This window comes from Pseudomonas sp. S3E12 (assembly GCF_001702295.1).
GTDB lineage: Bacteria > Pseudomonadota > Gammaproteobacteria > Pseudomonadales > Pseudomonadaceae > Aquipseudomonas > Aquipseudomonas marginalis.
Genome location: NZ_MBDT01000021.1, coordinates 27,305 through 49,088, shown reverse-complemented (window position 1 = coordinate 49,088; position 21,784 = coordinate 27,305). Strand labels below are relative to the sequence as shown.

At 57.5% G+C, this 21,784-nt stretch carries 28 protein-coding genes and 1 tRNA gene; 18 read left to right on the top strand and 11 right to left on the bottom strand.

What is annotated here, in order from left to right; all coding sequences use genetic code 11:
* The first annotated feature begins 16 nt into the window (after positions 1-16).
* From BB029_RS16855 to murB, 8 genes are all read left to right on the top strand, one after another.
* Complete coding sequence (locus BB029_RS16855; RefSeq protein WP_256558352.1) at positions 17-2,242, top strand: ComEC/Rec2 family competence protein; 2,226 nt, start codon at positions 17-19, stop codon at positions 2,240-2,242.
* 109 nt (positions 2,243-2,351) lie between these two features.
* Positions 2,352-2,987: a MotA/TolQ/ExbB proton channel family protein gene (locus tag BB029_RS16850; protein ID WP_065940046.1), complete on the top strand. Its 636-nt coding sequence runs from the start codon at positions 2,352-2,354 to the stop codon at positions 2,985-2,987.
* Positions 2,984-3,412, top strand: a complete 429-nt coding sequence (locus BB029_RS16845) for a biopolymer transporter ExbD (protein ID WP_027607319.1) — start codon at positions 2,984-2,986, stop codon at positions 3,410-3,412. The genes BB029_RS16850 and BB029_RS16845 overlap by 4 nt, the downstream gene beginning before the upstream one ends.
* Positions 3,412-4,422, top strand: coding sequence for a tetraacyldisaccharide 4'-kinase (gene lpxK / locus BB029_RS16840; RefSeq protein ID WP_065940045.1), 1,011 nt, complete (start codon positions 3,412-3,414; stop codon positions 4,420-4,422). Before BB029_RS16845 ends, lpxK begins: the two co-directional genes overlap by 1 nt.
* A 23-nt stretch (positions 4,423-4,445) precedes the next feature.
* The gene (locus BB029_RS16835; protein WP_003174668.1) at positions 4,446-4,631 is read left to right on the top strand and encodes a Trm112 family protein; all 186 of its coding nucleotides are present in this window, start codon (positions 4,446-4,448) and stop codon (positions 4,629-4,631) included.
* On the top strand, positions 4,628-5,392 hold the full coding sequence (gene kdsB, locus BB029_RS16830; RefSeq protein WP_065927093.1) for a 3-deoxy-manno-octulosonate cytidylyltransferase: 765 nt from the start codon (positions 4,628-4,630) through the stop codon (positions 5,390-5,392). Before BB029_RS16835 ends, kdsB begins: the two co-directional genes overlap by 4 nt.
* Complete coding sequence (locus BB029_RS16825; RefSeq protein ID WP_065940044.1) at positions 5,392-5,856, top strand: low molecular weight protein-tyrosine-phosphatase; 465 nt, start codon at positions 5,392-5,394, stop codon at positions 5,854-5,856. Before kdsB ends, BB029_RS16825 begins: the two co-directional genes overlap by 1 nt.
* A complete protein-coding gene (gene murB / locus BB029_RS16820) occupies positions 5,853-6,872 on the top strand; it encodes a UDP-N-acetylmuramate dehydrogenase (protein WP_065940043.1) in 1,020 nt (339 codons plus the stop codon). Before BB029_RS16825 ends, murB begins: the two co-directional genes overlap by 4 nt.
* Positions 6,873-6,935: 63 nt before the next feature.
* On the opposite strand, the gene BB029_RS16815 is transcribed toward murB, so the two are convergent.
* On the bottom strand, positions 6,936-7,607 hold the full coding sequence (locus tag BB029_RS16815; RefSeq protein WP_027607314.1) for a Bax inhibitor-1/YccA family protein: 672 nt from the start codon (positions 7,605-7,607) through the stop codon (positions 6,936-6,938).
* Positions 7,608-7,759: 152 nt separating this feature from the next.
* Between BB029_RS16815 and BB029_RS16810 the strand changes: the two genes are divergently transcribed.
* Positions 7,760-7,850: transfer RNA gene (locus tag BB029_RS16810), tRNA-Ser, on the top strand.
* Between the two features lie 115 nt (positions 7,851-7,965).
* Here BB029_RS16810 and BB029_RS16805 read toward each other — a convergent pair.
* The 9 genes from BB029_RS16805 to BB029_RS16765 all read right to left on the bottom strand — a co-directional run bounded on the left by BB029_RS16805 (position 7,966) and on the right by BB029_RS16765 (position 12,106).
* Positions 7,966-9,015, bottom strand: a complete 1,050-nt coding sequence (locus tag BB029_RS16805; protein ID WP_065940042.1) for a tyrosine-type recombinase/integrase — start codon at positions 9,013-9,015, stop codon at positions 7,966-7,968.
* 1 nt (position 9,016) lies between these two features.
* Positions 9,017-9,259: a DUF4224 domain-containing protein gene (locus BB029_RS16800; protein ID WP_065940420.1), complete on the bottom strand. Its 243-nt coding sequence runs from the start codon at positions 9,257-9,259 to the stop codon at positions 9,017-9,019.
* 251 nt (positions 9,260-9,510) lie between these two features.
* The gene (locus BB029_RS16790) at positions 9,511-10,053 is read right to left on the bottom strand and encodes a phosphohydrolase (RefSeq protein WP_065940041.1); all 543 of its coding nucleotides are present in this window, start codon (positions 10,051-10,053) and stop codon (positions 9,511-9,513) included.
* Entirely contained in the window at positions 10,050-10,271 is a 222-nt protein-coding gene (locus BB029_RS16785; protein ID WP_065940040.1) for a hypothetical protein, read from the bottom strand. The genes BB029_RS16790 and BB029_RS16785 overlap by 4 nt, the downstream gene beginning before the upstream one ends.
* Positions 10,268-10,687 carry a hypothetical protein gene (locus BB029_RS16780; protein WP_065940039.1) on the bottom strand — a complete coding sequence of 140 codons (420 nt, stop codon included), beginning with the start codon at positions 10,685-10,687 and terminating at the stop codon, positions 10,268-10,270. The genes BB029_RS16785 and BB029_RS16780 overlap by 4 nt, the downstream gene beginning before the upstream one ends.
* Before the next feature lie 58 nt (positions 10,688-10,745).
* Positions 10,746-11,063 carry a pyocin activator PrtN family protein gene (locus tag BB029_RS16775; protein ID WP_065940038.1) on the bottom strand — a complete coding sequence of 106 codons (318 nt, stop codon included), beginning with the start codon at positions 11,061-11,063 and terminating at the stop codon, positions 10,746-10,748.
* Complete coding sequence (locus tag BB029_RS32920; protein WP_141696558.1) at positions 11,056-11,235, bottom strand: hypothetical protein; 180 nt, start codon at positions 11,233-11,235, stop codon at positions 11,056-11,058. Before BB029_RS32920 ends, BB029_RS16775 begins: the two co-directional genes overlap by 8 nt.
* Entirely contained in the window at positions 11,222-11,506 is a 285-nt protein-coding gene (locus tag BB029_RS16770) for a phage antirepressor KilAC domain-containing protein (RefSeq protein ID WP_065940037.1), read from the bottom strand. The genes BB029_RS32920 and BB029_RS16770 overlap by 14 nt, the downstream gene beginning before the upstream one ends.
* 9 nt (positions 11,507-11,515) lie before the next feature.
* A complete protein-coding gene (locus BB029_RS16765) occupies positions 11,516-12,106 on the bottom strand; it encodes a hypothetical protein (RefSeq protein WP_065940036.1) in 591 nt (196 codons plus the stop codon).
* A gap of 421 nt (positions 12,107-12,527) precedes the next feature.
* On the opposite strand from BB029_RS16765, the gene BB029_RS32285 reads away from it, so the two are divergent.
* A complete protein-coding gene (locus tag BB029_RS32285) occupies positions 12,528-13,679 on the top strand; it encodes a DNA cytosine methyltransferase (RefSeq protein ID WP_083236438.1) in 1,152 nt (383 codons plus the stop codon).
* A gap of 21 nt (positions 13,680-13,700) precedes the next feature.
* Positions 13,701-15,428 carry an ATP-binding protein gene (locus tag BB029_RS32280; RefSeq protein WP_083236437.1) on the top strand — a complete coding sequence of 576 codons (1,728 nt, stop codon included), beginning with the start codon at positions 13,701-13,703 and terminating at the stop codon, positions 15,426-15,428.
* A gap of 79 nt (positions 15,429-15,507) precedes the next feature.
* On the opposite strand, the gene BB029_RS32275 is transcribed toward BB029_RS32280, so the two are convergent.
* A complete protein-coding gene (locus BB029_RS32275; RefSeq protein WP_083236436.1) occupies positions 15,508-16,155 on the bottom strand; it encodes a LexA family transcriptional regulator in 648 nt (215 codons plus the stop codon).
* Positions 16,156-16,254: 99 nt separating this feature from the next.
* Between BB029_RS32275 and BB029_RS16745 the strand changes: the two genes are divergently transcribed.
* The 7 genes from BB029_RS16745 to BB029_RS16720 all read left to right on the top strand — a co-directional run bounded on the left by BB029_RS16745 (position 16,255) and on the right by BB029_RS16720 (position 21,783).
* Positions 16,255-16,488 carry a hypothetical protein gene (locus BB029_RS16745; RefSeq protein WP_065940032.1) on the top strand — a complete coding sequence of 78 codons (234 nt, stop codon included), beginning with the start codon at positions 16,255-16,257 and terminating at the stop codon, positions 16,486-16,488.
* Between the two features lie 329 nt (positions 16,489-16,817).
* Positions 16,818-17,336 carry a phage regulatory CII family protein gene (locus BB029_RS16740; RefSeq protein WP_065940031.1) on the top strand — a complete coding sequence of 173 codons (519 nt, stop codon included), beginning with the start codon at positions 16,818-16,820 and terminating at the stop codon, positions 17,334-17,336.
* Entirely contained in the window at positions 17,224-17,544 is a 321-nt protein-coding gene (locus BB029_RS34305) for a TraR/DksA C4-type zinc finger protein (protein WP_371914625.1), read from the top strand. Before BB029_RS16740 ends, BB029_RS34305 begins: the two co-directional genes overlap by 113 nt.
* Complete coding sequence (locus BB029_RS16735) at positions 17,534-19,750, top strand: VapE domain-containing protein (RefSeq protein ID WP_065940030.1); 2,217 nt, start codon at positions 17,534-17,536, stop codon at positions 19,748-19,750. The genes BB029_RS34305 and BB029_RS16735 overlap by 11 nt, the downstream gene beginning before the upstream one ends.
* Positions 19,743-20,102, top strand: coding sequence for a hypothetical protein (locus BB029_RS16730; RefSeq protein ID WP_065940029.1), 360 nt, complete (start codon positions 19,743-19,745; stop codon positions 20,100-20,102). Before BB029_RS16735 ends, BB029_RS16730 begins: the two co-directional genes overlap by 8 nt.
* A 527-nt stretch (positions 20,103-20,629) precedes the next feature.
* Positions 20,630-20,974, top strand: coding sequence for a phage holin family protein (locus tag BB029_RS16725; RefSeq protein ID WP_065940028.1), 345 nt, complete (start codon positions 20,630-20,632; stop codon positions 20,972-20,974).
* A gap of 206 nt (positions 20,975-21,180) precedes the next feature.
* Positions 21,181-21,783, top strand: coding sequence for a terminase small subunit (locus BB029_RS16720; RefSeq protein ID WP_065940027.1), 603 nt, complete (start codon positions 21,181-21,183; stop codon positions 21,781-21,783).
* The last annotated feature ends 1 nt before the right edge of the window (position 21,784 follow it).

Below are 21,784 nucleotides of genomic sequence, written 5' to 3'. Positions count from 1 at the left end.
TTGAAAAGGAGTGTTCATGAAGACAGGGATGTTCGCGCTCGCGCTGGGGTTGCTTGCCTTGCGCTTTCTACCGGCGCTGCCGCCGACGGGATGGCTGATAGCCATGCTGGTGCTGGCATTGATGCTATTGCCTTTTCGTACGTCGCCACTGGCATTTTTCCTGCTGGGCTTGAGCTGGGCCTGCATCAGCGCGCAGTGGGCGCTGGATGATCGACTACGGCCGGTGCTGGATGGCCAGACGCGATGGCTGGAAGGCCGTGTAACCGGGTTGCCGCAGCAGACAGGGACGGGCGTGCGTTTTGAGCTGGCCGACAGCCAGGCGCGCAACGCCCGGTTGCCCAAGCGCATCCGGGTGTTTTGGCACGGCGGGCCGCCGGTACGCAGTGGCGAGCGCTGGCGTCTGGCCGTGACGCTGAAACGGCCTGCCGGGCTGCTCAATTTTCACGGTTTCGATCAGGAGGCCTGGCTGCTGGCCCAGCGCATTGGCGCCACCGGCTCGGTGAAGGATGGTGAGCGCTTGGCGCCGGCGCGTCATGCCTGGCGTGACACGGTCCGCCAACGCCTGATGGCGGTGGACGCCCAAGGCCGCGAGGCGGGCCTGGCGGCTTTGGTGCTGGGGGATGGCTCCGGGCTGGCGGCCGAAGACTGGCAGGTGTTGCAGGACACTGGCACGGTGCACCTGTTGGTGATTTCCGGCCAGCACATTGGCTTGCTGGCGGGGTTGATCTACGGGTTGGTCGCGCTACTTGCACGCTACGGCTGCTGGCCCCGTACCTGGCCGTGGCTGCCGTGGGCGTGCGGCCTGGCGTTTGCCGCCGCGCTGGGGTACGGCCTGCTGGCAGGGTTTGGCGTGCCGGTGCAACGGGCCTGCGTCATGGTGGGGCTGGTGTTGTTGTGGCGCCTGCGCTTTCGTCATCTGGGGTTTTGGTGGCCGTTGTTGCTGGCACTCAATGGCGTGCTGATCCTGGAGCCACTGGCCAGCTTGCAACCCGGATTCTGGCTGTCCTTCATGGCTGTCGCGGTGCTGGTCCTGGGATTTGGTGGGCGGTTGGGGCCGTGGAGTGTCTGGCAGGCATGGACACGTCCCCAGTGCTTGATTGCCGTTGGTCTGTTTCCTGTGTTGCTGGTGCTCGGCTTGCCCGTCAGCGTCAGTGCGCCGCTGGCCAACCTGGTTGCCGTGCCGTGGATCAGCCTGGTGGTGTTGCCCCTGGCCTTGCTGGGGAGCGCATTGTTGCCGCTGCCGTATGCCGGGGAGGGCGTGTTGTGGCTGGCGGGCGGGGCGCTTGACGGGTTGTTCCGGGGCTTGGCATGGCTCGCTGGGCAAATGCCTGCCTGGATACCGGCCGAGGTGCCCCTGGGTTACTGGCTGATCAGCCTGGTCGGCGCGGTGCTGTTACTGCTGCCCAGCGGCGTGCCGTTTCGGCCCCTGGGCTTGCCGCTGCTGTTGTTGGCCGTATTTCCACCCCGCGAGCTCGTGCCTCATGGGCGGGTGGAGGTGGTGCAGCTGGATGTCGGGCAAGGTCAGGCCTTGATCCTGCGTACCCGCCATCACACGTTGCTCTACGATGCCGGCCCGCGTTCGGGGACGGTTGACCTCGGTGCCCGTGTGGTAGTGCCTGCGTTGAAAAAGCTCGGCGTCGGGACGCTGGATATGATGCTGCTGAGCCACGCCGACGCCGATCATGCCGGTGGGGCGTCGGCTGTTGCCCGAGGGTTGCCGATCCGGCGTGTCGTGGGCGGTGAAACCGAGGGGTTGCCCGCGTTTCTCGCAACGCAGCCCTGCGTCAGCGGCGAACGGTGGGAGTGGGACGGTGTGGCATTCGAGCTGTGGCAGTGGCCTGATGCGATTGATGGCAACCCCAAGTCCTGTGTTCTGCAGGTCCAGGCCAATGGCGAGCGGCTGCTGCTCACGGGGGATATTGATCGGGCTGCCGAACGAGCATTTCTCGCGTCTTCGCTGGCCGTGCGCACCGATTGGCTGCAGTCGCCTCACCATGGCAGCCGCAGTTCGTCGTCGTGGCCTTTTCTACAGCGGCTGGCGCCCACGTCGGTGCTGATTTCCCGTGGGCGTGGCAATGCGTTCGGCCATCCTCACCCGCAGGTGGTGGAGCGCTACCAGCGACTGGGCAGCCAGATATACGACAGTGCCGAGCTGGGCGCGGTGCGTGTGCAATTAGGGGCTTTCCAGCCACCGACTGTTGCGCGTAGTCAACGCCGTTTTTGGCGCGAAACGTTACCCTGAGCCGGCCATGCCAAAGACCGGCGCCTGGGACAGACGGGTCCATGGCCGACGAACCCCGCCGCCGAACCTATATGGTAAAGTGGCGCACTTTTTCGAGGGGACATTCACTGTGTGGGAATTGGTCAAATCTGGCGGCTGGATGATGTTGCCCATCATCCTGAGCTCCATCGCCGCACTCGGCATCGTTGCCGAACGTTTGTGGACCCTGCGCGCCAGTCGCGTCACCCCCGAGCATCTGCTGGGGCAGGTCTGGGGCTGGATCAAGAACAAGCAGCTGGACAAGGACAAACTCAAGGAACTGCGCGCCAACTCGCCCCTGGGTGAAATCCTCGCCGCCGGCCTGGCCAATTCCAAGCATGGTCGCGAGATCATGAAAGAGTGCATCGAAGAGGCCGCCGCCCGGGTCATCCATGAACTGGAGCGCTATATCAACGCCCTCGGCACCATCGCCGCCATGGCGCCGTTGCTCGGCTTGCTGGGGACGGTACTGGGCATGATCGATATTTTCAGCTCGTTCATGGGCTCGGGCATGACCACCAACGCGGCCGTACTGGCCGGCGGCATCTCCAAGGCCCTGATTACCACGGCGGCGGGCCTGATGGTCGGTATTCCGTCGGTGTTCTTCCACCGTTTCCTGCAGCGGCGCATCGATGAGCTGGTGGTTGGTATGGAGCAGGAAGCCATCAAGCTGGTGGAAGTGGTGCAGGGTGACCGTGATGTGGACCTGGTTGGGGGCAAAGCGTGAAATTTCGCCGCAAGCAACGGGAAAATGTCGACATCAACCTCGCGTCGTTGATCGACGTGGTGTTTATCCTGCTGCTGTTTTTTGTCGTCACCACCACCTTCACCCGGCAGACCGAACTGCGTGTCGACCTGCCGGAAGCCGTGAGTGGTTCGCCGGCCGAAGACCAGGAAGTCAAGCAACTGGACATCGCCATCAGCGCCGACGGGGCGTTTTCGGTGAATAACCAGGTGCTGGAGAAAAACGACCTCGCCAGCCTCATGGCGGCCCTGGAGAAAGAGTCCGGCGGCGATACCAAGATGCCGTTGTCTATCAGTGCCGATGGCAAGACCCAGCACCAGGCCGTGATCACGGCGATGGACGCCGCCGGCAAGCTCGGTTTCAGCCATCTGCGCATGAGCACTGTCGAGGCGGCGAGCCAACCCTGATGGCCATGTCCGATCGTTTGCTCAAGGCCTGGTACGAGGGCCATCTGGCGCTTGCGTTGTTGCGTCCGCTGGAATCGTTGTATCGCCGGGTGGTGCAGCGCAAGCGCGCGCGGTTCCTGGCGGGAGAGGGCGAGATCTATCAATCGCCGGTGCCGGTGGTGGTGGTGGGTAATATCACCGTGGGCGGCACAGGCAAGACGCCGTTGATCCTGTGGTTGATCGAACACTGCCGGCGCAGAGGCCTGCGGGTGGGTGTGGTCAGTCGCGGCTATGGCGCCAAGCCGCCGCAGTTGCCCTGGCGCGTCGAGGCCAGCCACAGCGCCACTGTGGCGGGCGACGAGCCTTTGCTGATCGTGCAGCGCTGCGGCGTGCCCCTCATGATCGATCCTGATCGCAGTCGTGCGGTGCAGGCCTTGCTTGCCAGCGAGACCCTCGACCTGATCCTCTCCGACGACGGGCTGCAACACTACCGCCTGGCCCGTGACCTGGAACTGGTGCTGATCGACGCCGCCCGTGGCCTGGGCAATCGCCGTTGTCTGCCGGCGGGGCCATTGCGCGAACCGGTTGAGCGTTTGCACAGTGTGGATGCACTGCTCTACAACGGTGCCGGCTCGGATCGCGACGATGGCTTTGCGTTTCGCCTGCAACCCACCGCACTGGTCAACCTGCACAGCGGCGAGCGCCAGTCGGTGGCGTACTTTCCTGAGGGGCAGCAGGTACACGCGGTTGCCGGTATCGGCAACCCGCAACGTTTCTTCAACACCCTCGAAACGCTACACTGGCAGCCGATTCCCCATGTTTTTGCCGACCACGCGCCCTACAGCGCCGAGGTCTTGAATTTTACCCCGTCATTGCCACTGGTCATGACCGAGAAGGACGCGGTGAAGTGCCGCGCCTTTGCCCAGCCCGACTGGTGGTACCTTGCGGTGGATGCGGTGCCGTCGCCGGCGTTCGTCGCCTGGTTCGACACGCAGCTGATGCGCCTGCTGCCCGCCCGTCTTTTGCCTTAAATGCTGCTATCCAGGAAACACTCATGGACACCAAACTGCTCGACATCCTCGCTTGCCCGATCTGCAAAGGCCCGCTCAAGCTCAGCGCCGATAAAACCGAGCTGATCAGCAAGGGCGCCGGCCTGGCGTACCCGATCCGTGATGGCATCCCGGTGATGCTGGAAAGCGAAGCCCGCACCCTGACCACCGACGAGCGCCTGGATAAATGACCACCGCCTTTACCGTTGTCATTCCTTCCCGCTACGCCTCGACACGCCTGCCGGGCAAGCCGCTGCAACTGATCGGCAGCAAGCCGATGATCCAGCTGGTGTGGGAGCAGGCCTGCAAAAGCAGCGCTGAGCGTGTCGTGGTGGCCACTGATGACCCGCGCATCATCGAGGCCTGCAAAGGGTTCGGCGCCGAAGCGGTGCTGACCCGTGAAGATCACAACTCCGGCACTGACCGCCTGGCCGAAGTGGCCACGCAGTTGGGCCTGGCGCCAGATGCCATCGTCGTCAATGTGCAAGGTGACGAGCCGTTGATCCCGCCGGGCGTGATCGACCAGGTGGCCGCTAACCTGGCCGCCCACGGTGAAGCGCGTATGGCGACCCTGGCTGAGCCGATTGAAGACATCGACACCCTGTTCAACCCGAACGTGGTCAAGGTGGTCAGTGATGTCAACGGCCTGGCGCTGACCTTCAGCCGTTCGACCTTGCCCTGGGCGCGTGATGCCTTCGCCAGGAACCCTGACCTGTTGCCGGAAGGGGTGCCGTACCGTCGCCATATCGGCATCTACGCCTACCGTGCCGGTTTTCTGCATGACTTCGTGAGTTGGGGCCCGTGCTGGTTGGAAAATACCGAATCCCTGGAGCAGCTCCGAGCCCTCTGGCACGGCGTACGTATCCACGTGGGGGACGCCCTGGAAGCACCGCCTGCGGGTGTCGATACCCCGGAAGACCTTGAGCGCGTCCGTCGCCTGCTGGGGGCCTGATGGAGGTTCTGTTTGTCTGCCTGGGCAATATCTGCCGCTCGCCCACCGCTGAGGGCGTACTGCGCCATAAATTGCGCGAAGCCGGGTTGGCGGGGCAGGTCGACGTAGCGTCCGCCGGCACCGGCGAGTGGCATGTCGGCAACCCGCCGGACCAGCGCAGCCAACGTGCGGCGCTGGTGCGCGGCTACGATTTGTCGGCCCAGCGGGCCCGGCAGGTCTCCCGCGCCGACTTTGCACGCTACGACCTGATCCTGGCCATGGACCACAGCAACCTGCGCAACCTCAAGGCCATGCAGCCCGGCCAGGGCAAGGCGGAGCTGGACCTGTTCCTGCGGCGCTATGAGGCTGAAGTGGACGAGGTGCCGGATCCCTACTACGAAGGCGAACAAGGCTTCGAACGGGTCCTGGACTTGATCGAGCAGGCGTGTGATTTACTGGTGATCGAATTGAAGGGACGGTTATGACCTTGCAAGTGCGGGCGCAGGTGTCGCTCAAGCCATTCAACAGCTTTGGCATTGATGTGCGGGCCCGACTGTTTGCCGAAGCCCGCAGTGACGCCGATGTGCGCGAGGCGCTGGCCTATGCGTCGACCCAGGCGTTGCCTGTGCTGGTGATCGGCGGTGGCAGCAACTTGCTGCTGACCCAGGACATTCCTGCCCTGGTGTTGCGCATGGCCACCCAGGGCATTCGTGTGCTGCAGGATGATGGCGTGCAGGTGGTGGTCGAAGCCGAAGCCGGCGAAGCCTGGCACCCGTTTGTACTGTGGACCCTGGAACAGGGCTTCTGCGGCCTGGAAAACCTCAGCCTGATCCCCGGCACCGTCGGTGCTGCCCCCATGCAGAACATCGGCGCCTACGGCGTGGAGATCAAGGACGTCTTTGCCGGCTTGACCGCCCTCGATCGCCAGACCGGCGAGTTGCGCGATTTCAGCCTGGAAGAATGCAACTTTGCCTACCGTGACAGCTTGTTCAAGCATGAAGTCGGGCGCTGGCTGATCCTGCGGGTACGCTTTGCCCTGAGCCGCGCCAGCCACCTCAAGCTCGACTACGGCCCAGTGCAGCAGCGCCTGGCGGGGCAGGGGATCACCGAGGCGACACCAAGCGATGTCAGTCGCGCGATTTGCAGCATCCGTAGCGAAAAATTGCCCGACCCGGCAGTGCTGGGCAATGCCGGCAGCTTCTTCAAGAACCCGCTGGTACCCAAGGCCCTGGCTGAAGAGTTACAGGCGCAGTATCCGGACCTGGTGGCTTACCCGCAGGCGGATGGGCAGATGAAACTGGCCGCTGGCTGGCTGATCGACAAGGCCGGCTGGAAGGGCTTTCGTGACGGCGATGCCGGCGTGCATGCCCTGCAGGCGCTGGTGCTGGTCAACTATGGCGGCGCCACGGGGCACGATATTGCCAGCCTGGCCCAACGTATCCAGCGGGATATCGCCCAGCGTTTCAAGGTCGAGCTGGAAATGGAACCTAACCAGTATTAATGCCGTGAAAACAAAAATGCCCCGTATCTTTCGATACGGGGCATTTTTTATGCAGCGAGTAAATCAGTCGTCGCGGCTCATGATGCCGAAGATCTGCAACAGGCTGATAAACAGGTTGTAGATCGACACATACAGGCTGACGGTCGCCATGATGTAGTTGCGCTCACCGCCGTGGATGATGGCGCTGGTCTGGAACAGGATGCACACGGAGGAGAACAGCACAAAACCCGCGCTGATCGCCAGTTGCAGGCCGCTGATCTGGAAGAACATGCCCGCCACCACCGCCGCCAGCAACACGAAGAAGCCTGCGGTGATGAAACCACCCAGGAAGCTCATGTCCTTGCGGGTGACCAGCACGTAGGCCGACAGACCACCAAACACCAGGGCGGTCATGGCAAACGCCGAGCTGACCACTTCCGCACCGCCGGCCATACCGAGGTAACGGTTGAGGATCGGGCCGAGGATAAAGCCCATGAAGCCGGTCAAGGCAAACGCCGACACCAGGCCCCAGGCCGAGTCACGCAGCTTGTTGGTCAGGAAGAACAGGCCATAGAAACCGATCAGTACGACAAAGATATTCGGGTAGCCGACGTGCATCTGCTGGGCCACGAACGCCATTAAGCCGCTGAATGCGAGGGTTAGGGCGAGCAGTCCATAGGTGTTGCGCAACACGCGGCTGACTTCAAGCTGCTCAGCCTGCGCGTTACCATTCACTGCGTAATTCTGTTCGCGCATGGCGACACTCCTTCGGTTTTGAAACGTTCAGTCGCAAAGATCATAACAGACGCTCTGTAACAAGCGATGGCGAGAGTTTGACAGTGTGTTTCATTCGGGTATTATGGCGCCCGCTGAGACAGGATGGGCTATCCTAATCCTGTGATGCACAAGGGAAATTGGCAGAGTGGTTGAATGCACCGGTCTTGAAAACCGGCGAACGTTAATAGCGTTCCCAGGGTTCGAATCCCTGGTTTCCCGCCAAGATTCAAACGAAAGCCCCGCACTGCGGGGCTTTTGTGTTTCTGGGGTTTGGGTGGAACACGACGGTTTTTGAGAGGCGTTCCGAAACTTTCGAGCAGGCGTTCCGAAACTTTGCCTATTTGGAGGGTTTAGCGGTGGCGCCAATCCGCCTGTAAACTCGCTTGGTGATCTCCTGTTTGCTATGGCCCAGTAGTAGGCTTGCATCGCTGATATCGGCGATTTCCGATGCTGCCTTGGGCCGGATATCACGAAACTGAAACCCTCCAATTTTTGCTGCAAGCATAGGGTCGCCCTGATCCAGGGCATTCTGCTGCGCCTTTTCCCTTGCCTTGTCCCAGCGCAATCGCAACATGCCTTTCGTCATCCTCTTCCCGTACTTGTTGATCAGCAGGTATTTGGATGAGTGGTGAGCGTTTCTTTCTGTTATCTCCCGAACCAATTTTCCCAGGCTATTTTCCCCTGTTTCCGTTCGCATCAAAATTCTGAGCTTTTGTCCTGTTTTGCCCTGGGTGACTAGGAAGTAGTTGCCATCAATATCGTCGCTACGCATTACGATCACATCGGCCGGCCGCTGGCCTGTCAGATAGGCCAGATCCATCGCTTCCTTGAGCTCCGGTCCTGCCGACCCATAAACCGCATCCCAAACCACCGCATTGGCGTAGTAGTCGCGTGGCACCTCTTTGTTCTTCCTGACGCCTTGGCACGGATTCTCCCGCTCGGTAAGTCCCCACTCTCGTGCCATATTGAACACGTGAGACAGAAGGGCAATTTCCCGGTTGGCCCTAACCTTGGCTGTGCGTGCATCACGATATCCGGCGATATTGGCCGGCGTGATGGAGTCGATCGGGGCACAGTCGAACGTGGGCCGTAGTTGTTTTAGTTCGGCCAGGTTGTCTTTCTGAGTACGCTCGCCTTTTTTCGGGATGACGTCGCGGACATACCGATCAAAGATTCCTTTCATGATTGTCAGGTCTGCTGGCTTTTCTTTCGCCTCCAGTTCTGCCCACTTCAATCGAGCCTTGTTCAGGTCTCCGCCTAGTGGAATCTCCTTTCCCGTCGAATCTCTGTAGTAATAACCGACCCAGACCTTGCCGTTCTTACGAGGGCGTTTGCGCCGCACCATTCCAGGGGGCAAGTCCCTGTTTTCTGTGTTTCGAGGTCGCATTTCAGTTCACTCTTGAGAAGTCTGGCGTCCAAACTGGTCGAGTCGGCGGCGGGCTCTGTTCGACTAGTGTTGTATTGGTCATGCCGAACTTCATGCGAGCGTACATGCGGCCAACTAATGGTCGACCGCCACGGCTTTCGATGAATACCCAGCTACGTTCTTTAAGCCATCTCCGCTGATGGGCTCGCTGTTTATAGCCAGTAAGGTCGGCCAGCTCTTCTTCTGACAGGATTTCGGTATCGATGGTTTTGGCGGGTAGACGGGGCGTATACCCCACGGCAGGCTGCGCGAGCGGGCGTTCCTGAGCGTTAAGCGTTGCATCGGCGAGCGCTGCCCCGCGCAGCTTTTCGTGGGGTATAAGTGCCTCGGCAGTGGCGCTGGAAGAGGCAATAATGCCTGCTGCTGCGCAGCAGAGACTGTTTGTTTCTAGCGTGTCGACGCCACCTGCAGCGCGGAGCAAAGCGGGCAGGGCATTGGCGTTGTCCTGGTGGTTCTTCATGCCGCTTTCCTCCGTTGTTCGATAGCGAGTTGGTCCATCAGTCGCTGGTGGTAGGTGATGCGCGCTTCTGCGGCAGGCCATGCGCGGATGGTTTCAGCCATGGGTTCTATGCCGACCAAGCAATCCCAGATAGCCGGATTGGTTGACATGAGGTCGCGTCGTTCGGTCGCCAGCGCAATCAGGTCGGCCTTGTAGATGCAGGCGGGAAGTTCTGGGGCAATGTCGAACCGCTCGCAAACGCGCCACCAGATACAGTCCTCGAAGTGTTGGTAGGCGCTGATCCACTGCTTGAGTGGTCGCGTCATGTCGCCCAGGTACGCCTCGGGCGCATCGTGGAGCAAGGCCACGAGTTTGTGTTCTTCCGGCACCAGCTCGGCGACGATGCAGCAGTGCTGAGCCACGCTGTAGAACTCGCGGGTGTGGCCGTTGAAGCGGCACAGGTTTGCCAGCGAGTGGGCGATGTCCCGTGGGTCGATCATGTCGGCGTCGGGCTCGAACAGGTCAAAGTGCTTGCCGGTATGAGTGAGGATGCAGTTCATGCGGCCTCCTTCACTAGATCGGCCAGCAGCAGTGCATTCTTGGTGTCCTTGTGCAGTTTGCGCACTGCGTCGTTGCCAATCAGCACGGTTAACTGCCGGTCAAGCTCCTTACGAAAGCGCGTCAGCTCCTGCAGCTCGGTGGTGGCTTTGGTGTATTGCTGATGCAATTTGCCGGCTGCCTCTGGGGTAAGGCGCGGCATTGGGATTACTTGGCTCATGCCGCATCCTCCTGTGCTACCGGCTCCAGAAGAACCGCCATGGCGAGGGCTTGGTTGCGGAGCGCAATGGTGTCTCGTTCGAGTTTTTTACCTGTGCGAAATGCGCTGAATGTCTCCGCTGCGATTCGCAGTTGTTCCGCGATGGCCAGCAGGGTTTGATGTTCTGGTTCCCCAAGTTTTGAGGCGGCTATGGCGCGCTCGTAGCGGGTGTAAAGCTGCTGGTAGTGTTCTCGTGCCTGGTTAAGCGACAGCTCCAGGTTGCGGACGGTTTGAGAGTTGTCGGAATGCTGAATGGCCATTCCTTCATCAATGCCCTCAACGCGTCCGTCGATGAGGCCGCCGCGATACCCGGCCCAATAGGTAAGGCCGACGAGCAAGATGAGGACAATCAGTGCGCAGATTTGAATTGCGGTCATGTGGTGTGCTCCTGGTGATGTTATTGGCTGGTGGTGACAGCTGTTCTGTTTGAGGGTGTTACTCGTTGGTGTCGTCCTGCTGTCGCTGCATGTCTTCGTCGGCCTTGTAGGCACGGATGTCGATCAGTGAGGCGACGTGCCGGATATGTGCGTACTTCGGCGCCTTGCGACTGGTGTCCAGCGTGGTGATGGGAAGCTGGATGCGACCGCTGCTGATCTCGGCCACGAACGATTGTTCGTTGAGATTGCGGAAGTACTGTTCGCGCACTTTGTCCAACGGGATCAGGACGTCGCCGAAGATGCGGTAGAGCAATTCGATGGTGGCTGACTCCGGTGCAGGGTGCAGGCGGAGCGGGTTTTGTGTTGTGTTACTCATGGCTTTGTTGGGCCTCCTTGCGTTGTGTTCTTGCCGGATGGTTCCAGGCATTCAGGCAGTGGCGTTTGGTCAGCTCCCGCAGATGCTCGGGCACTTCGAGGAGCGCGGCGTTGCGCTCCTCGCGTGTGCGCATGGCGACGATCTGGCGGGCGTACTCCCTAGGCCACGTCACGGTTGTCTGCCGGGATGACTGGCAGTTCGAGCCCCAGTTGCTCGGCGAGCCAGGGCATGCCGGCTTGCCGAACCTTGGTCGATTGGCTGTACTGCATGCCGGCAGTCTCGTGGTACCAGTTACCGTTCTTGATCCGCAGGTACTCACGGTCACGGACGGGGAAGGCCGGCAAGTTGCGGTCGTTTAGCAAGCCCTTTTCACGCATGAGCGCAATCAGCTTGGGGCGAGTGATGCCAAAGTACTTGGCGGCTTTTTCCAGGCTACGTTCCACCACGGCCTCCTATGCTGCATGCGCGGCAGGTGTCGCTGCTGCGGCCAAGTGGTTGATGGATTCGACGACCATGCCGTACAGCTCGACGTCGGTCCCGTATACCGTGAAGCACTTAGTGCGCGGCGACTTCACGCCTATGCCCATGATGGTGGTGATGCCGGAGCGGGTTCTATTGCGGTGAACAGCCAGGTAAATGGGCTGCTCGAAGCCCAGCTCGAGACTGATCGCGCCGCCGGTGCGTACCAGCTCGAACACTTGTTGCTTGTGTTCAACATCAAAAGCGCCATAGCGGCGGTTTGCGTGAAGAGTCGGCGCTGATTCAGGCAGTGCGGTGGGATTGGCCGGGCCGTTGGCAATTTCTTCGATGAAGTCGGCCAGTTTGAGGTGCATTTTTTTGCTGTTGGTCAGGGTCAGCGTGTGGCGTTCGGTGCCTAGCTCAACGGTGAAGTGCGTGTCTGCTTTGCTGCGTTCGACTTTCAAGCGAAAAGCCAGCACATCGCGACGTGGCGTAGTGCGCAGCGTGTGGTTGAAAGTCTCGCTGAGATTGACCTGGGCATGCAGAAGGGCAAGGGTGCGGTTGTCGAGTTTGAACTTGCTCATGCTGCGTGCCCTCCGCCATTCGGATCGAATGGTGCGGGCGCGGTGCGCTGTTTTAGCTTGGGTTTGGATGCGATGAAGGTGCACCCGCAATCTTGCGCCAGGCGGCGAATCTCGAAGATGCGGAGGGGGTTGGCTACGGCCGGGTGGATGTGCAGGGTGGCTGTGGTGTGCATCGTGTTGCCTCGCTCTGTGGTGGAAGAGTGAGGAGAAAAATAACCTTTAAGGTTATTTTATTCAATAGACACTTAACCAAAATGGTATTTTTGCCTGTAATTTCGTCCGCGTCTTCAGGTTGTGACTTTTAGCCAAACCGTACGGAAATCGTGGGAGATGAAAGCTTGTGACTGATTTTTTTGATTTTTTTGTGAACGAATAGCTACCATCTTGATATTATCGAGTGATTTAGACATAGAGAATTTGAATGGATTCTTCAATAGAACCTCCGACGATTATTGATCTTTTTTGCGGCTGTGGAGGTTTTTCCTTAGGGGCGGAGCTTGCTGGGTTTCATACACTAGCGGCGGTGGATATTGACTCCACCATCCAATCCGGGTATCGGAAAAATTATCCTCATACCAGGGCAATCGAAGGAAACGTGGCTGAAATAATGCTGAGTGATTGGCATCAGTTGATTGGCTCAGTTCGACCTGACGGGATTATCGGCGGTCCTCCCTGTCAGGGTTTTAGCCGAATCGGTAAGCGACAGAAGGACGATCCGAGAAATAATTTGGTTCATCACTTTTATAGGCATATTAGAGAGTTAGATCCGAAATTTTTTATCATGGAAAATGTCCAGGGTATATTGGATGAAGATAATGTCGATACCTTAATGCAAGGAATCGAGCAAGTATCTGGTCGATTTGAAATATTAGGCCCATTTGTAATCAATGCCGCAGATTTCGGTGCGCCTACGAATCGTTATAGGGTTTTAGTGGTTGGTTATAACCCACTAGAAGTGTCTCCTCTTTCATTGGAGCAGTTCACTGGTCGAAAGGTTGAGAGATTAACAACTGTTGAAGATGCAATTTCTGACCTGCCTTCGCCGACCGCTACCACTAACAGTACAGAATTTTCCTGGAGCAAGTATCCTAAAATTGGGCGGTCAGGTATTTCTAATTACGCAAAGAGAATGCGGCAACCTCCACCTGTCGGTATCGGTTGGCCTGAAGCTTTAACAAAGTTAAAGTTAGGGCTCATCTCTGGGCTCGCAGAAACGAAGCATACTCCTGCTGTTTCGGCACGTTATGCTGCTACCCCTCCTGGAAAAGCTGATCCAGTAAGTAAGTCGTATAAACTAAAGTGGGACGGGCTTAGTCCAACCCTGCGTGCAGGGACGGGGTCGGACAAGGGATCTTTTCAAGCGGTCAGGCCACTTCATCCGGTAGATGGTCGGGTAATTAACGTACGTGAAGCTGCTCGGCTCCAAGGCTTTCCTGATTGGTACGTATTCCATCCTGCCAAGTGGCATAGTTTTCGAATGATTGGAAACAGTGTTTCACCTATTGTATCTTTTGGATTGCTTTCTGAAGTTTACAAAAAACTAAAAATTTCGAAGAAGATTTCGGCTGCGTAATAAGCATGGAGAGCAATTCTAATGAGTAAGGCTGAAGAAATTACTGTCGATACTAGGCCGAGTAAGGCAGTTGTTGTCGATAGTCTCACGCGTGACATTAGTATTGAGGCATGTATTTTTGACTTGATTGATAATTCGATCGATGCAGCCAGAAATACAATGATAAAGCTCAACCCCAAGGTTGGTGCAGAAGCTCTTCCTGAGAGTTATCAGGGATATACAATTGATATAAGTATTAGTGGTGGCGTTTTTTCAATCGATGATAATTGTGGTGGTATTACAGTTCGGCATCTAGAAAAATCTGTTCTTCGATTTGGTGAGCGTTCAGCTCATCATATGGGGATCGGAGTGTTTGGGGTCGGGCTAAATCGTGCACTATTTAGAATCGGTAAGGTTACACACCTTGACTCTGATACAGGTCTGGAGCGTTCCGTTCTCGACTTTAATACAGATGATTATTTAGCGACAGATGACTGGGGTTTAAAGGCCACAAAGCTCCCATCCGCTGGGAAAGTTGGTACAAAGATTGAAATTAGTTCCTTCTCCAATGAGACCTCGCAGCTTTTTGCAGGGAGCGATTGGGTAGGGGGAATCATTGTTGAAGCTGGTCGGCGATATGGACGCTTCATTGATAAAGGGCTTTTGATCAAGATCAATGGTGGTGAGGTAGATAGTCATATTATTCGAATTCGCCCCGATAGCCCCTACGGAATAGATTCGAAGTTTTTTAAAGTGTCCGACGAGATATCTGTGTTGATAGAGTCGGGTCAGCATTTGCATCATCGATTTTCGGCAGAGCAAGATTATAATAAGTCTAGGAACGCGGGTTTGACAGGGGAGTACGGCTGGAACGTTTTCTGCAATGAGCGGGCTGTCTTGATATCTGATCGTACAAGGAAAAGCGGCTGGTTAACGAAATTCCATACGGAATTTTATGGCTTTGTTGGACATGTGTATTTTACTTGTAAGGATCCATCCAAGCTTCCTTGGAATACTACGAAGTCAGATGTAGATCTTAACAACGTCGCATACCAAGCTGCTCTGGATGATATGTCTAAGTTTGCGTTGAAGTGGCGGAAAAATTCCGGTGATGCTAAACAGAAAAAAAAGGATCTGGAACCACTCACCCCCACTCCTACCGCGAATCCCGCTCCGGTTCCTGCCCCAGCTCCTAGTGCGGGCCCTACCCCTGCTAATGGTCCTAAACCTAAGGCTCCAATTAAGAAGCCGATTCAAAAAATCGATCACAATCAGTTTGTAACTGTGCTGCCCCAAGATATAGATCAGCGTCATTGTTATGATAAGCACTTGGCATTGGTTCATGAGGCGCAGAGACTAAACCTTGGTGACCTTACTTATTCTGGTCTTGTTTTAATTCGGATGCTGTTTGAGGCTAGTGCAATTTGCTTTTTGACAAGAAAAGATAAGTATGGAGAACTGCGCGAAGTAATAATCTCCAACAGGAACGCGGAAAGGGAAAAGTACGGTAAAGAAAAACTTACCGCGAAAGAAGAAAAGAATTCTGAACCTACGGTTGATGAGGTTATACTTTTCTTGCAGGGGCATGAAGATATTTGGGATGATGCAATAAGGAATAAGATAAAGCACAGCCTGACAAAGTTTTCCGGATTTAAGTCAACTTTGAATAGTGCTGCACATAATACGTTTCAGATGCTTAATAAGTATGAGGCGTTTAAGATACGTGATGCTGTTCTTCCGATATTGCGCTATCTTATAGAAAAAGAGTGATAAGTTTTCTATATATGGGTTTTTGACGTCTAGTGTAATTTTCTTCTCCCTTAGACGTATCTAAGGGGGAAGTTGTACTTCATAAGTCGGAAATTTTCCATCTTGCTCTTCCGCAAATACTCCATTCTTCTGTCATACGAATAATTCGCTCTGGCCAATCTGGATTCAGTGCATAGAGGTACTGTTCACTGCCTTCTTGCTTTAACTGCTTGAGGGTTGCAGCCTGATCACTTGTTCTTTTTGCCGCAACAAAATGACCTGGTAATGCTTCGAGTGATGGATCTATAACGATCTTATCGCCTGCGACAAACTTTGGCTCCATACTCATCCCCTCCACACGCAAAATGAAGGCTCGTGGGCCGACGGGTCCAGGTGCGTCGATCCACTCCTCAGCATCTCGTGGGTCAAAACTTCCATGAGCTTCACACCATGCTCCTGCCGCAATTGACCCGATCACTGGCAGTTTGCGTCCCGTATGACTTAGTACAGTGGCATTGTTGAACTCGCCTATGCCGTAGGGCATATCGAGATATCCATCATGAAGGTGCAATGCCTTCTCAATCTCTCGAGCTATCTGATCGCCAATGCCTTTGGTGGGGTTTTTACCCCCAAATGCACTCACTTGAGCAGGTGCTTTGCCCAGTTGTTCGGCGATGTCAGTCAGGCGGAGCTTTCTCTCTGCCAGGACTCTTCGGAAATTTTGCAGTCGGGTATCTGAGATTTTCATGTGTCAATTCTGGCCGAATTAACCTTATGGGTGAATGTCCTTTTGGGTGTTGCTAAAAACAACCTGTAAGGTTAAATTTGGCGTCTGGAGGTACACCACATGAAACTTCGCGAATATATCAACCGTTTAGATTCAGATGACCTCACGGCCTACGCTGAGCGTTGCCGGATTGCTGTGAGCTACCTGCGTCTTCACGTCAAATATGCGAGCAAGGATCCTAGCGTCTCTTTGATCAAGTCTTTGACCCGTGAAAGTGAAGGCTGTGTCTCGCTAGCTGAGGTCCTGGAGCATTTTGGTATCACTGAAAACGTTTCGGATAACAAAGCAGCATAGTCAGAAAAAAGGCGACCCAAGGGCCGCCCAGTTCCTCCCGGCACCCACCACCACAGTGCTGTCGGGTCGCGATAAAGAGTGGCGGGCACACCACATGCAAACCGCCTCTCTTTACCGCGCTACCAAGACACGGATGTCTTGGGTTGCTGCCTTTTCCACCACAGATTGGGCAGCTGTTGCGCTAGGGGTGAGCAACGGATTGCTCGCCCCGGCACGGTGCCGGTGTCGATCCCGAAGATCTAGCCGGCGTTTGGGCCCTTTCAAGCCACGCGGCAAATGTATCACCACTGCATGTCGCGCGGCACTGGCAACTGTTAAGGATTAATGCCATGAGCCGAATTGCTCTGAGTTCTGTTGAGCGAGCGCAGCGGGAAGTTCTGCCGCTCGACCTCGCGCTTTACCACGCTGCTCGGGACTATCCCGGTGGTGCTGCTGCAATTGCCGCCACCACTGGCAGAAACGCCACCACCCTGCAGCACAAGCTTTCTCCAACCCATCCCAGCCACACGGTGAACATTCAGGAGTTCGGCGAGATCCTGGAGTTGACCAAGGACCGCCGCATTCTGGATGCGGTTCATGCCTTGGTCGGCGATACGACCTGGCAGGAGCTGGCCGAGGCGTACACCAACGACATGCCCGAAACGCTGACCACCGGCATTGCTGAGTACTTCCGGCAAGTGGCGGATTTGGCTGATACCTGGGCCAAGAGCATTGGCGATGGGGTTGTGACGGACGATGAACTCGCCGCGATACGCCTGCAGGTGTTTCGGGGGATTCAGGGGCTGTTGGGGATGTTCAATCGCGCCACGTACGTTAACCAGACGACGCGGGGTGCTGACCGTGGCTGATTGGGCGGATATGGCAGGGGAGATACTGGAACGTTCTGAGGAGGCTTTCGCTGCGCGCAAGCCTGTGCAAGTAGCTGAGTCGCGCAAGACCTGCATCGACTGTAAGGAGCCTATCTCTCCTGCGCGTCGTGCGGCTTCGCAAGGCTGCACGCGTTGCACGGAGTGCGAAGAATTCAAGGCCAAGCAAGGGGTGCATTATGCTCGATGAGGTGTTGGGTCAATTCGCAAACTATGGCCTTGAGCCTGAGCACCCGTTGATTTACGGCAAGCTGACCCGCTGTAAGACGGCGCAGGACAAGGGCAAGGAAAAGAACGGTTGGTATGTTGTCCACGAGCACCGAACGGAAAAAGGCGAGACGCTAATTTTCGGCAGCTTTGGTGATTGGCGTTCGGGCGAGTCACAGAAGATCAAGGTCAAGGCTGGCCGGATGTCGCCAGAAGAGCGTGAGGTGATGCGTGCTCGGCAGGAGGACGCCAAGCGTCGAGCTGCCGAGATCGCTGCCAACGCGGCGCGTCGTGCGGCGAATCGGGCGGCGGGGCTGTTCAAGCGGATGCCGGAGAAGGGCCGCAGCGATTATCTGGATCGAAAGCAGATCGTTGGTTTCGGCGTTCGTTATGCACCGCGCTCCGGCGCATTTTTGGTGCCCATGTGCAACGTGCGCGATCAAATTGTCGGCCTGCAGGTGGTGTTTCCAACCAAGCAAGAAGACACTGGCCGGGACAAATCCTATTGGCCTTACGGCATGTCGAAGGAGGGTGCTTTCCACCTGATCGGGCCTCACCCGGAGCCGGGTGAACCGGTATTGGTGTGTGAGGGCTACGCCACCGGCGCCAGCCTGCACATGGCGACATCGCTGACGGTGGCCATCGCCTTCGATGCGGGCAATTTGCTGGTGGTGTGCAAGGCCATGCGCGAGCGCTTCCCTGGTTGCCCGCTTATTTTGTGCCGGGACGATGATTGGAAGACCAAGCGGCCGAATGGCGATCCCTGGAACCCTGGTGAAGAGAAGGCGAACAATGCCGCGTTGATTGTTGGCGGCCAGGTGGTCGCGCCGATCTTCTCCGGTGAGCGGGAAAACAAGTGGACCGACTTCAACGACCTACATGTTGCCGAAGGTTTGGAGGCGGTGCGCCGTCAGGTGTTGGCGGTGGTCAAGCCACCGGCTGCCGGAGGTTGGAAGGACATGCTGGCTCGCAGTGAGAGCGGTGCCTTGATCGCGCATATGCAAAACGTCGAGTTGATCCTGGCCAACGATGAGCGTTGGGCCGGGGTCATCAGTTACAGCGCGTTCAGTTCAAAGATCGTGAAGCTGCGTGCGGCGCCTTATGGCGGCGGCACGGGCGATTGGGCGGATATTGACGACGTGCGGGTGATGAAGTGGCTCGCGCAGCAGTACAACTTGCGGGTCAAGGCCTCGCATGTGATCGAAGCGGTGAGCGTGGTTGCGTATGACCACGCGTTTCATCCAGTGCGTCAGTACTTGCGCAAGTTGGAATGGGATCGCGTGCCACGCCTTGAAAGTTGGCTCACCGAAGTTATGGGCGTCAAGGCCACTGACTACTCCTCGAAGGTCGGCAAGCGCTGGTTGTTATCTGCTGTTGCGCGGGTGATGAAGCCGGGCTGCAAGGCTGACTCGGTGATGATTCTGGAGGGCGCTCAGGGCGCCGGTAAGTCAACCGCGATGAGCATCCTCGGCGGCGAGTGGTTCATGGATACGCCGTTTGCGCTGGGTGACAAGGACGGCTTTCAGGCGATCCGGGGCAAGTGGATCGTTGAGCTGGGGGAGCTGGACAGCTTCAACAAGGCTGAGAGTACGAAGGCCAAGCAGTTCTTCTCGGCGTCTACCGACACTTATCGCGAGAGCTATGGCCGCAGAACGATGGACGTGCCACGCCAGTGTGTTTTCGTGGGTACTACCAACCAGGATGAGTATCTGAAGGACGCCACCGGCAACCGGCGTTACTGGCCGGTGGCGTGTACCAAGGTTGATCTGGAGCTGTTGCGCTCAATGCGCGATCAGCTATGGGCCGAGGCGGTGTTCTGCTACGACGCGGGCGATCTCTGGTGGGTGACCTTGGATGAGGCGGCGATGTTCGGCGAAGAGCAGGACGAACGCTTTGTGGTGGATGAGTGGGAAGGGCCGATTCTGACCTGGCTTGAAGAGTCGCAGATCGGCGAGACCACCACCGGCAGCGAGGTGTTAACCAGTGCGTTGAAGTTGGACTTCGGGCATTGGGGCAAGCCGGAGCAGATGCGGGTCGGGGCGATCATGCATCGGTTGGGATGGCGACGTGTACGGTTGACGGCGTTGGCTAAGAGTGGGCAGCGGCCTTGGGCTTACAAGAAGCCGGCAGGGTGGGGTGGTGCTTCGGCGTTGAAGCGGGAACCGATTGAGGAGCCTTGCTTTGATTAAGGAGATCGATTCGCTGCTTCGGTTGTGGGCGCAGGAGCTGCACTCGGAACATTCAAAAGGGGGGCTGGCTGGGGGAAATATGGTTGCCATGATGATGGAAAGCAACGGGCAACTGATCAGGGGGCGGCGTGCCTTCCGTGCGCCGCTGGAGAGTTCGTTGGACATAGAGCTGATCGTGAGCAAGCACTTGGCACCTGAGCTGGTCACGGTGGTGCGGGAGCATTACTGCACGCTCGATGTGGATATGCGCTTGCGGTATGCCCACTGCGGTTGTGGCCGCGACACGTACTACCAGCGTTTGCATGATGCGCATCTGCAGATCTACTGGGTGCTGATGGGGAAGGCTGCGTGACCCCAGGCATCGCTCCGGTTGTGGTTGTCCCACAGGCCCGTCTTGTCTCGCTGCGTTTTGATGCAGTGGGACAGGTGCGGGCCTTGTCGTTGTTGGGCTGTCCCACCGTCCCGCCACAAAGAGCCTCCCGCCCGTGTAAGCGTAGCGGCAGCAGTACGCGCGTTTCACGCGCATGCGTGTTCTTTAAATTTCTCCTTTACACGAGAAGGGAAAGAAATAAGTAGGACAGTGGGGCGAAGCCCCGAATTTAGGCGTTCTTAGGCGTCCCACTCCGACTCCGAATGGTGGGACAGATGGGACGCCGCCGAAACAGCAGAATGCCGGGGTGGGATATTCGCAGACATTCGCTAGGCGTTCACCCGGTGTTACCCACTTATTCACCGGGTGGCATTAAACCGGGGTTGCTGCCACCGGAATCCACCTGTAAAAAGTAGTCATCTTCGATAGGTGCGACCGCAGATAGCGGGACACACCACCACACTGAACCCGGCCATTGCGCCGGGTTTTTGCGTTTATGGGGTAGGGCGATGACGAACGAGCAGCAAGCGCTTATTGATATGCCGATCTGGATGGTGATCGTACTGTCCCTGGTCGGCGGGATTTCCGGCGAGGCATGGCGGGCCGACAAGGCGGGGGTGAGCGGTTGGTCTTTGGTTCGCCGCTTGCTGCTGCGGTCCGGAGCCTGCGTGGTCTGCGGGCTTTCCACCATGATGTTGTTGCACGCCTCGGGCATGTCGGTGCTGGCAGCGGGCAGCATCGGCTGCCTCACCGCGATGGCCGGCGCCGATGTCGCCATCGGGCTGTACGAACGCTGGGCCGCCAAGCGGTTGGGCGTGTGCGATGTGCCTCCTTCGGGTAGTGGTCAGGCCTGATGTGCTGGAGGCCACGGAATACGTGGCTCGTAGCGAATTGCACCAAAATGACGCGCCGAAAAGTTGCCGGGGACCCTGGCGGCATCCGAGGGACACGGGGCATGAAACCCGCGGGAAAGCGTTAGCGGATGGGCTGCCAGCTTACTGAAATTCAATCCATTGAAATTGAAAGGTTTCCATTGAAAAGCCGTTGAAAAGGAGGGCTTATGACGGATCCACTGTTCCTGTCTAAAAGCGCTTTCGCGGTTCGCATCGGCAGGACGCCGAGTTACATCACCTGGCTCAAAGGCAACAATCGCCTGGTGCTGTCGCCGGACGGCAAGATGGTCGACGTGCTGGCAACCGAAGCGCTGATCCTCGAAACCGCGGACCCCAGCAAGGCCGCCGTCGCTGCTCGACACCAGCAAGACCGGATTCAGCGTGACGTTTACAGCCAACTGTCCCCCCTGGTCGAGCCGACTAACACGGCTGCGCCGCAGCAGCCTATTGCTGTCGGCGCCAAGGGCCACGACTTCCAAAAGGCTCGCGCCATGCGCGAACACAACCTGGCGCAGCTAGCCGAGATCGAGCTGCACAAGGCGCAGGGCTCCCTGGTCGCAAGGGATGCCGTCGAGCTGGGTGCTTACAACGCCGGGCGCCATCTGCGTGACCAGTTGTTCGGCCTACTGCCCCAACTGTCCCACAAGTTGGCAGTGATGACCGACCCCTGGGACATCGAAAAACACCTGACGGCGACACTCCGTAAATCACTGGAAGAGGCTGAGCGCATGTCCTCGTCCGACCTTGAACGAGCGATGACAGCGAGCTGAC

What these genes read in the sequence shown, in the direction of transcription:
- BB029_RS16765 (WP_065940036.1), bottom strand. Translation starts at nt 12,106, where the DNA reads ATGAGCAAGTTCAAACTCGACAACCGCACCCTTGCCCTTCTGCATGCC.
- BB029_RS16785 (WP_065940040.1), bottom strand. Translation starts at nt 10,271, where the DNA reads ATGAGCCAAGTAATCCCAATGCCGCGCCTTACCCCAGAGGCAGCCGGC.
- BB029_RS16745 (WP_065940032.1), top strand. Translation starts at nt 16,255, where the DNA reads ATGAAACTTCGCGAATATATCAACCGTTTAGATTCAGATGACCTCACG.
- BB029_RS16825 (WP_065940044.1), top strand. Translation starts at nt 5,392, where the DNA reads ATGGAGGTTCTGTTTGTCTGCCTGGGCAATATCTGCCGCTCGCCCACC.
- lpxK (WP_065940045.1), top strand. Translation starts at nt 3,412, where the DNA reads ATGGCCATGTCCGATCGTTTGCTCAAGGCCTGGTACGAGGGCCATCTG.
- kdsB (WP_065927093.1), top strand. Translation starts at nt 4,628, where the DNA reads ATGACCACCGCCTTTACCGTTGTCATTCCTTCCCGCTACGCCTCGACA.
- BB029_RS16805 (WP_065940042.1), bottom strand. Translation starts at nt 9,015, where the DNA reads ATGCGACCTCGAAACACAGAAAACAGGGACTTGCCCCCTGGAATGGTG.
- BB029_RS16790 (WP_065940041.1), bottom strand. Translation starts at nt 10,053, where the DNA reads ATGAACTGCATCCTCACTCATACCGGCAAGCACTTTGACCTGTTCGAG.
- BB029_RS16780 (WP_065940039.1), bottom strand. Translation starts at nt 10,687, where the DNA reads ATGACCGCAATTCAAATCTGCGCACTGATTGTCCTCATCTTGCTCGTC.
- murB (WP_065940043.1), top strand. Translation starts at nt 5,853, where the DNA reads ATGACCTTGCAAGTGCGGGCGCAGGTGTCGCTCAAGCCATTCAACAGC.
- BB029_RS32285 (WP_083236438.1), top strand. Translation starts at nt 12,528, where the DNA reads ATGGATTCTTCAATAGAACCTCCGACGATTATTGATCTTTTTTGCGGC.
- BB029_RS16735 (WP_065940030.1), top strand. Translation starts at nt 17,534, where the DNA reads ATGCTCGATGAGGTGTTGGGTCAATTCGCAAACTATGGCCTTGAGCCT.
- BB029_RS16740 (WP_065940031.1), top strand. Translation starts at nt 16,818, where the DNA reads ATGAGCCGAATTGCTCTGAGTTCTGTTGAGCGAGCGCAGCGGGAAGTT.
- BB029_RS16815 (WP_027607314.1), bottom strand. Translation starts at nt 7,607, where the DNA reads ATGCGCGAACAGAATTACGCAGTGAATGGTAACGCGCAGGCTGAGCAG.
- BB029_RS16725 (WP_065940028.1), top strand. Translation starts at nt 20,630, where the DNA reads ATGACGAACGAGCAGCAAGCGCTTATTGATATGCCGATCTGGATGGTG.
- BB029_RS16720 (WP_065940027.1), top strand. Translation starts at nt 21,181, where the DNA reads ATGACGGATCCACTGTTCCTGTCTAAAAGCGCTTTCGCGGTTCGCATC.
- BB029_RS16855 (WP_256558352.1), top strand. Translation starts at nt 17, where the DNA reads ATGAAGACAGGGATGTTCGCGCTCGCGCTGGGGTTGCTTGCCTTGCGC.
- BB029_RS32280 (WP_083236437.1), top strand. Translation starts at nt 13,701, where the DNA reads ATGAGTAAGGCTGAAGAAATTACTGTCGATACTAGGCCGAGTAAGGCA.
- BB029_RS34305 (WP_371914625.1), top strand. Translation starts at nt 17,224, where the DNA reads ATGAACTCGCCGCGATACGCCTGCAGGTGTTTCGGGGGATTCAGGGGC.
- BB029_RS32275 (WP_083236436.1), bottom strand. Translation starts at nt 16,155, where the DNA reads ATGAAAATCTCAGATACCCGACTGCAAAATTTCCGAAGAGTCCTGGCA.
- BB029_RS16775 (WP_065940038.1), bottom strand. Translation starts at nt 11,063, where the DNA reads ATGAGTAACACAACACAAAACCCGCTCCGCCTGCACCCTGCACCGGAG.
- BB029_RS16835 (WP_003174668.1), top strand. Translation starts at nt 4,446, where the DNA reads ATGGACACCAAACTGCTCGACATCCTCGCTTGCCCGATCTGCAAAGGC.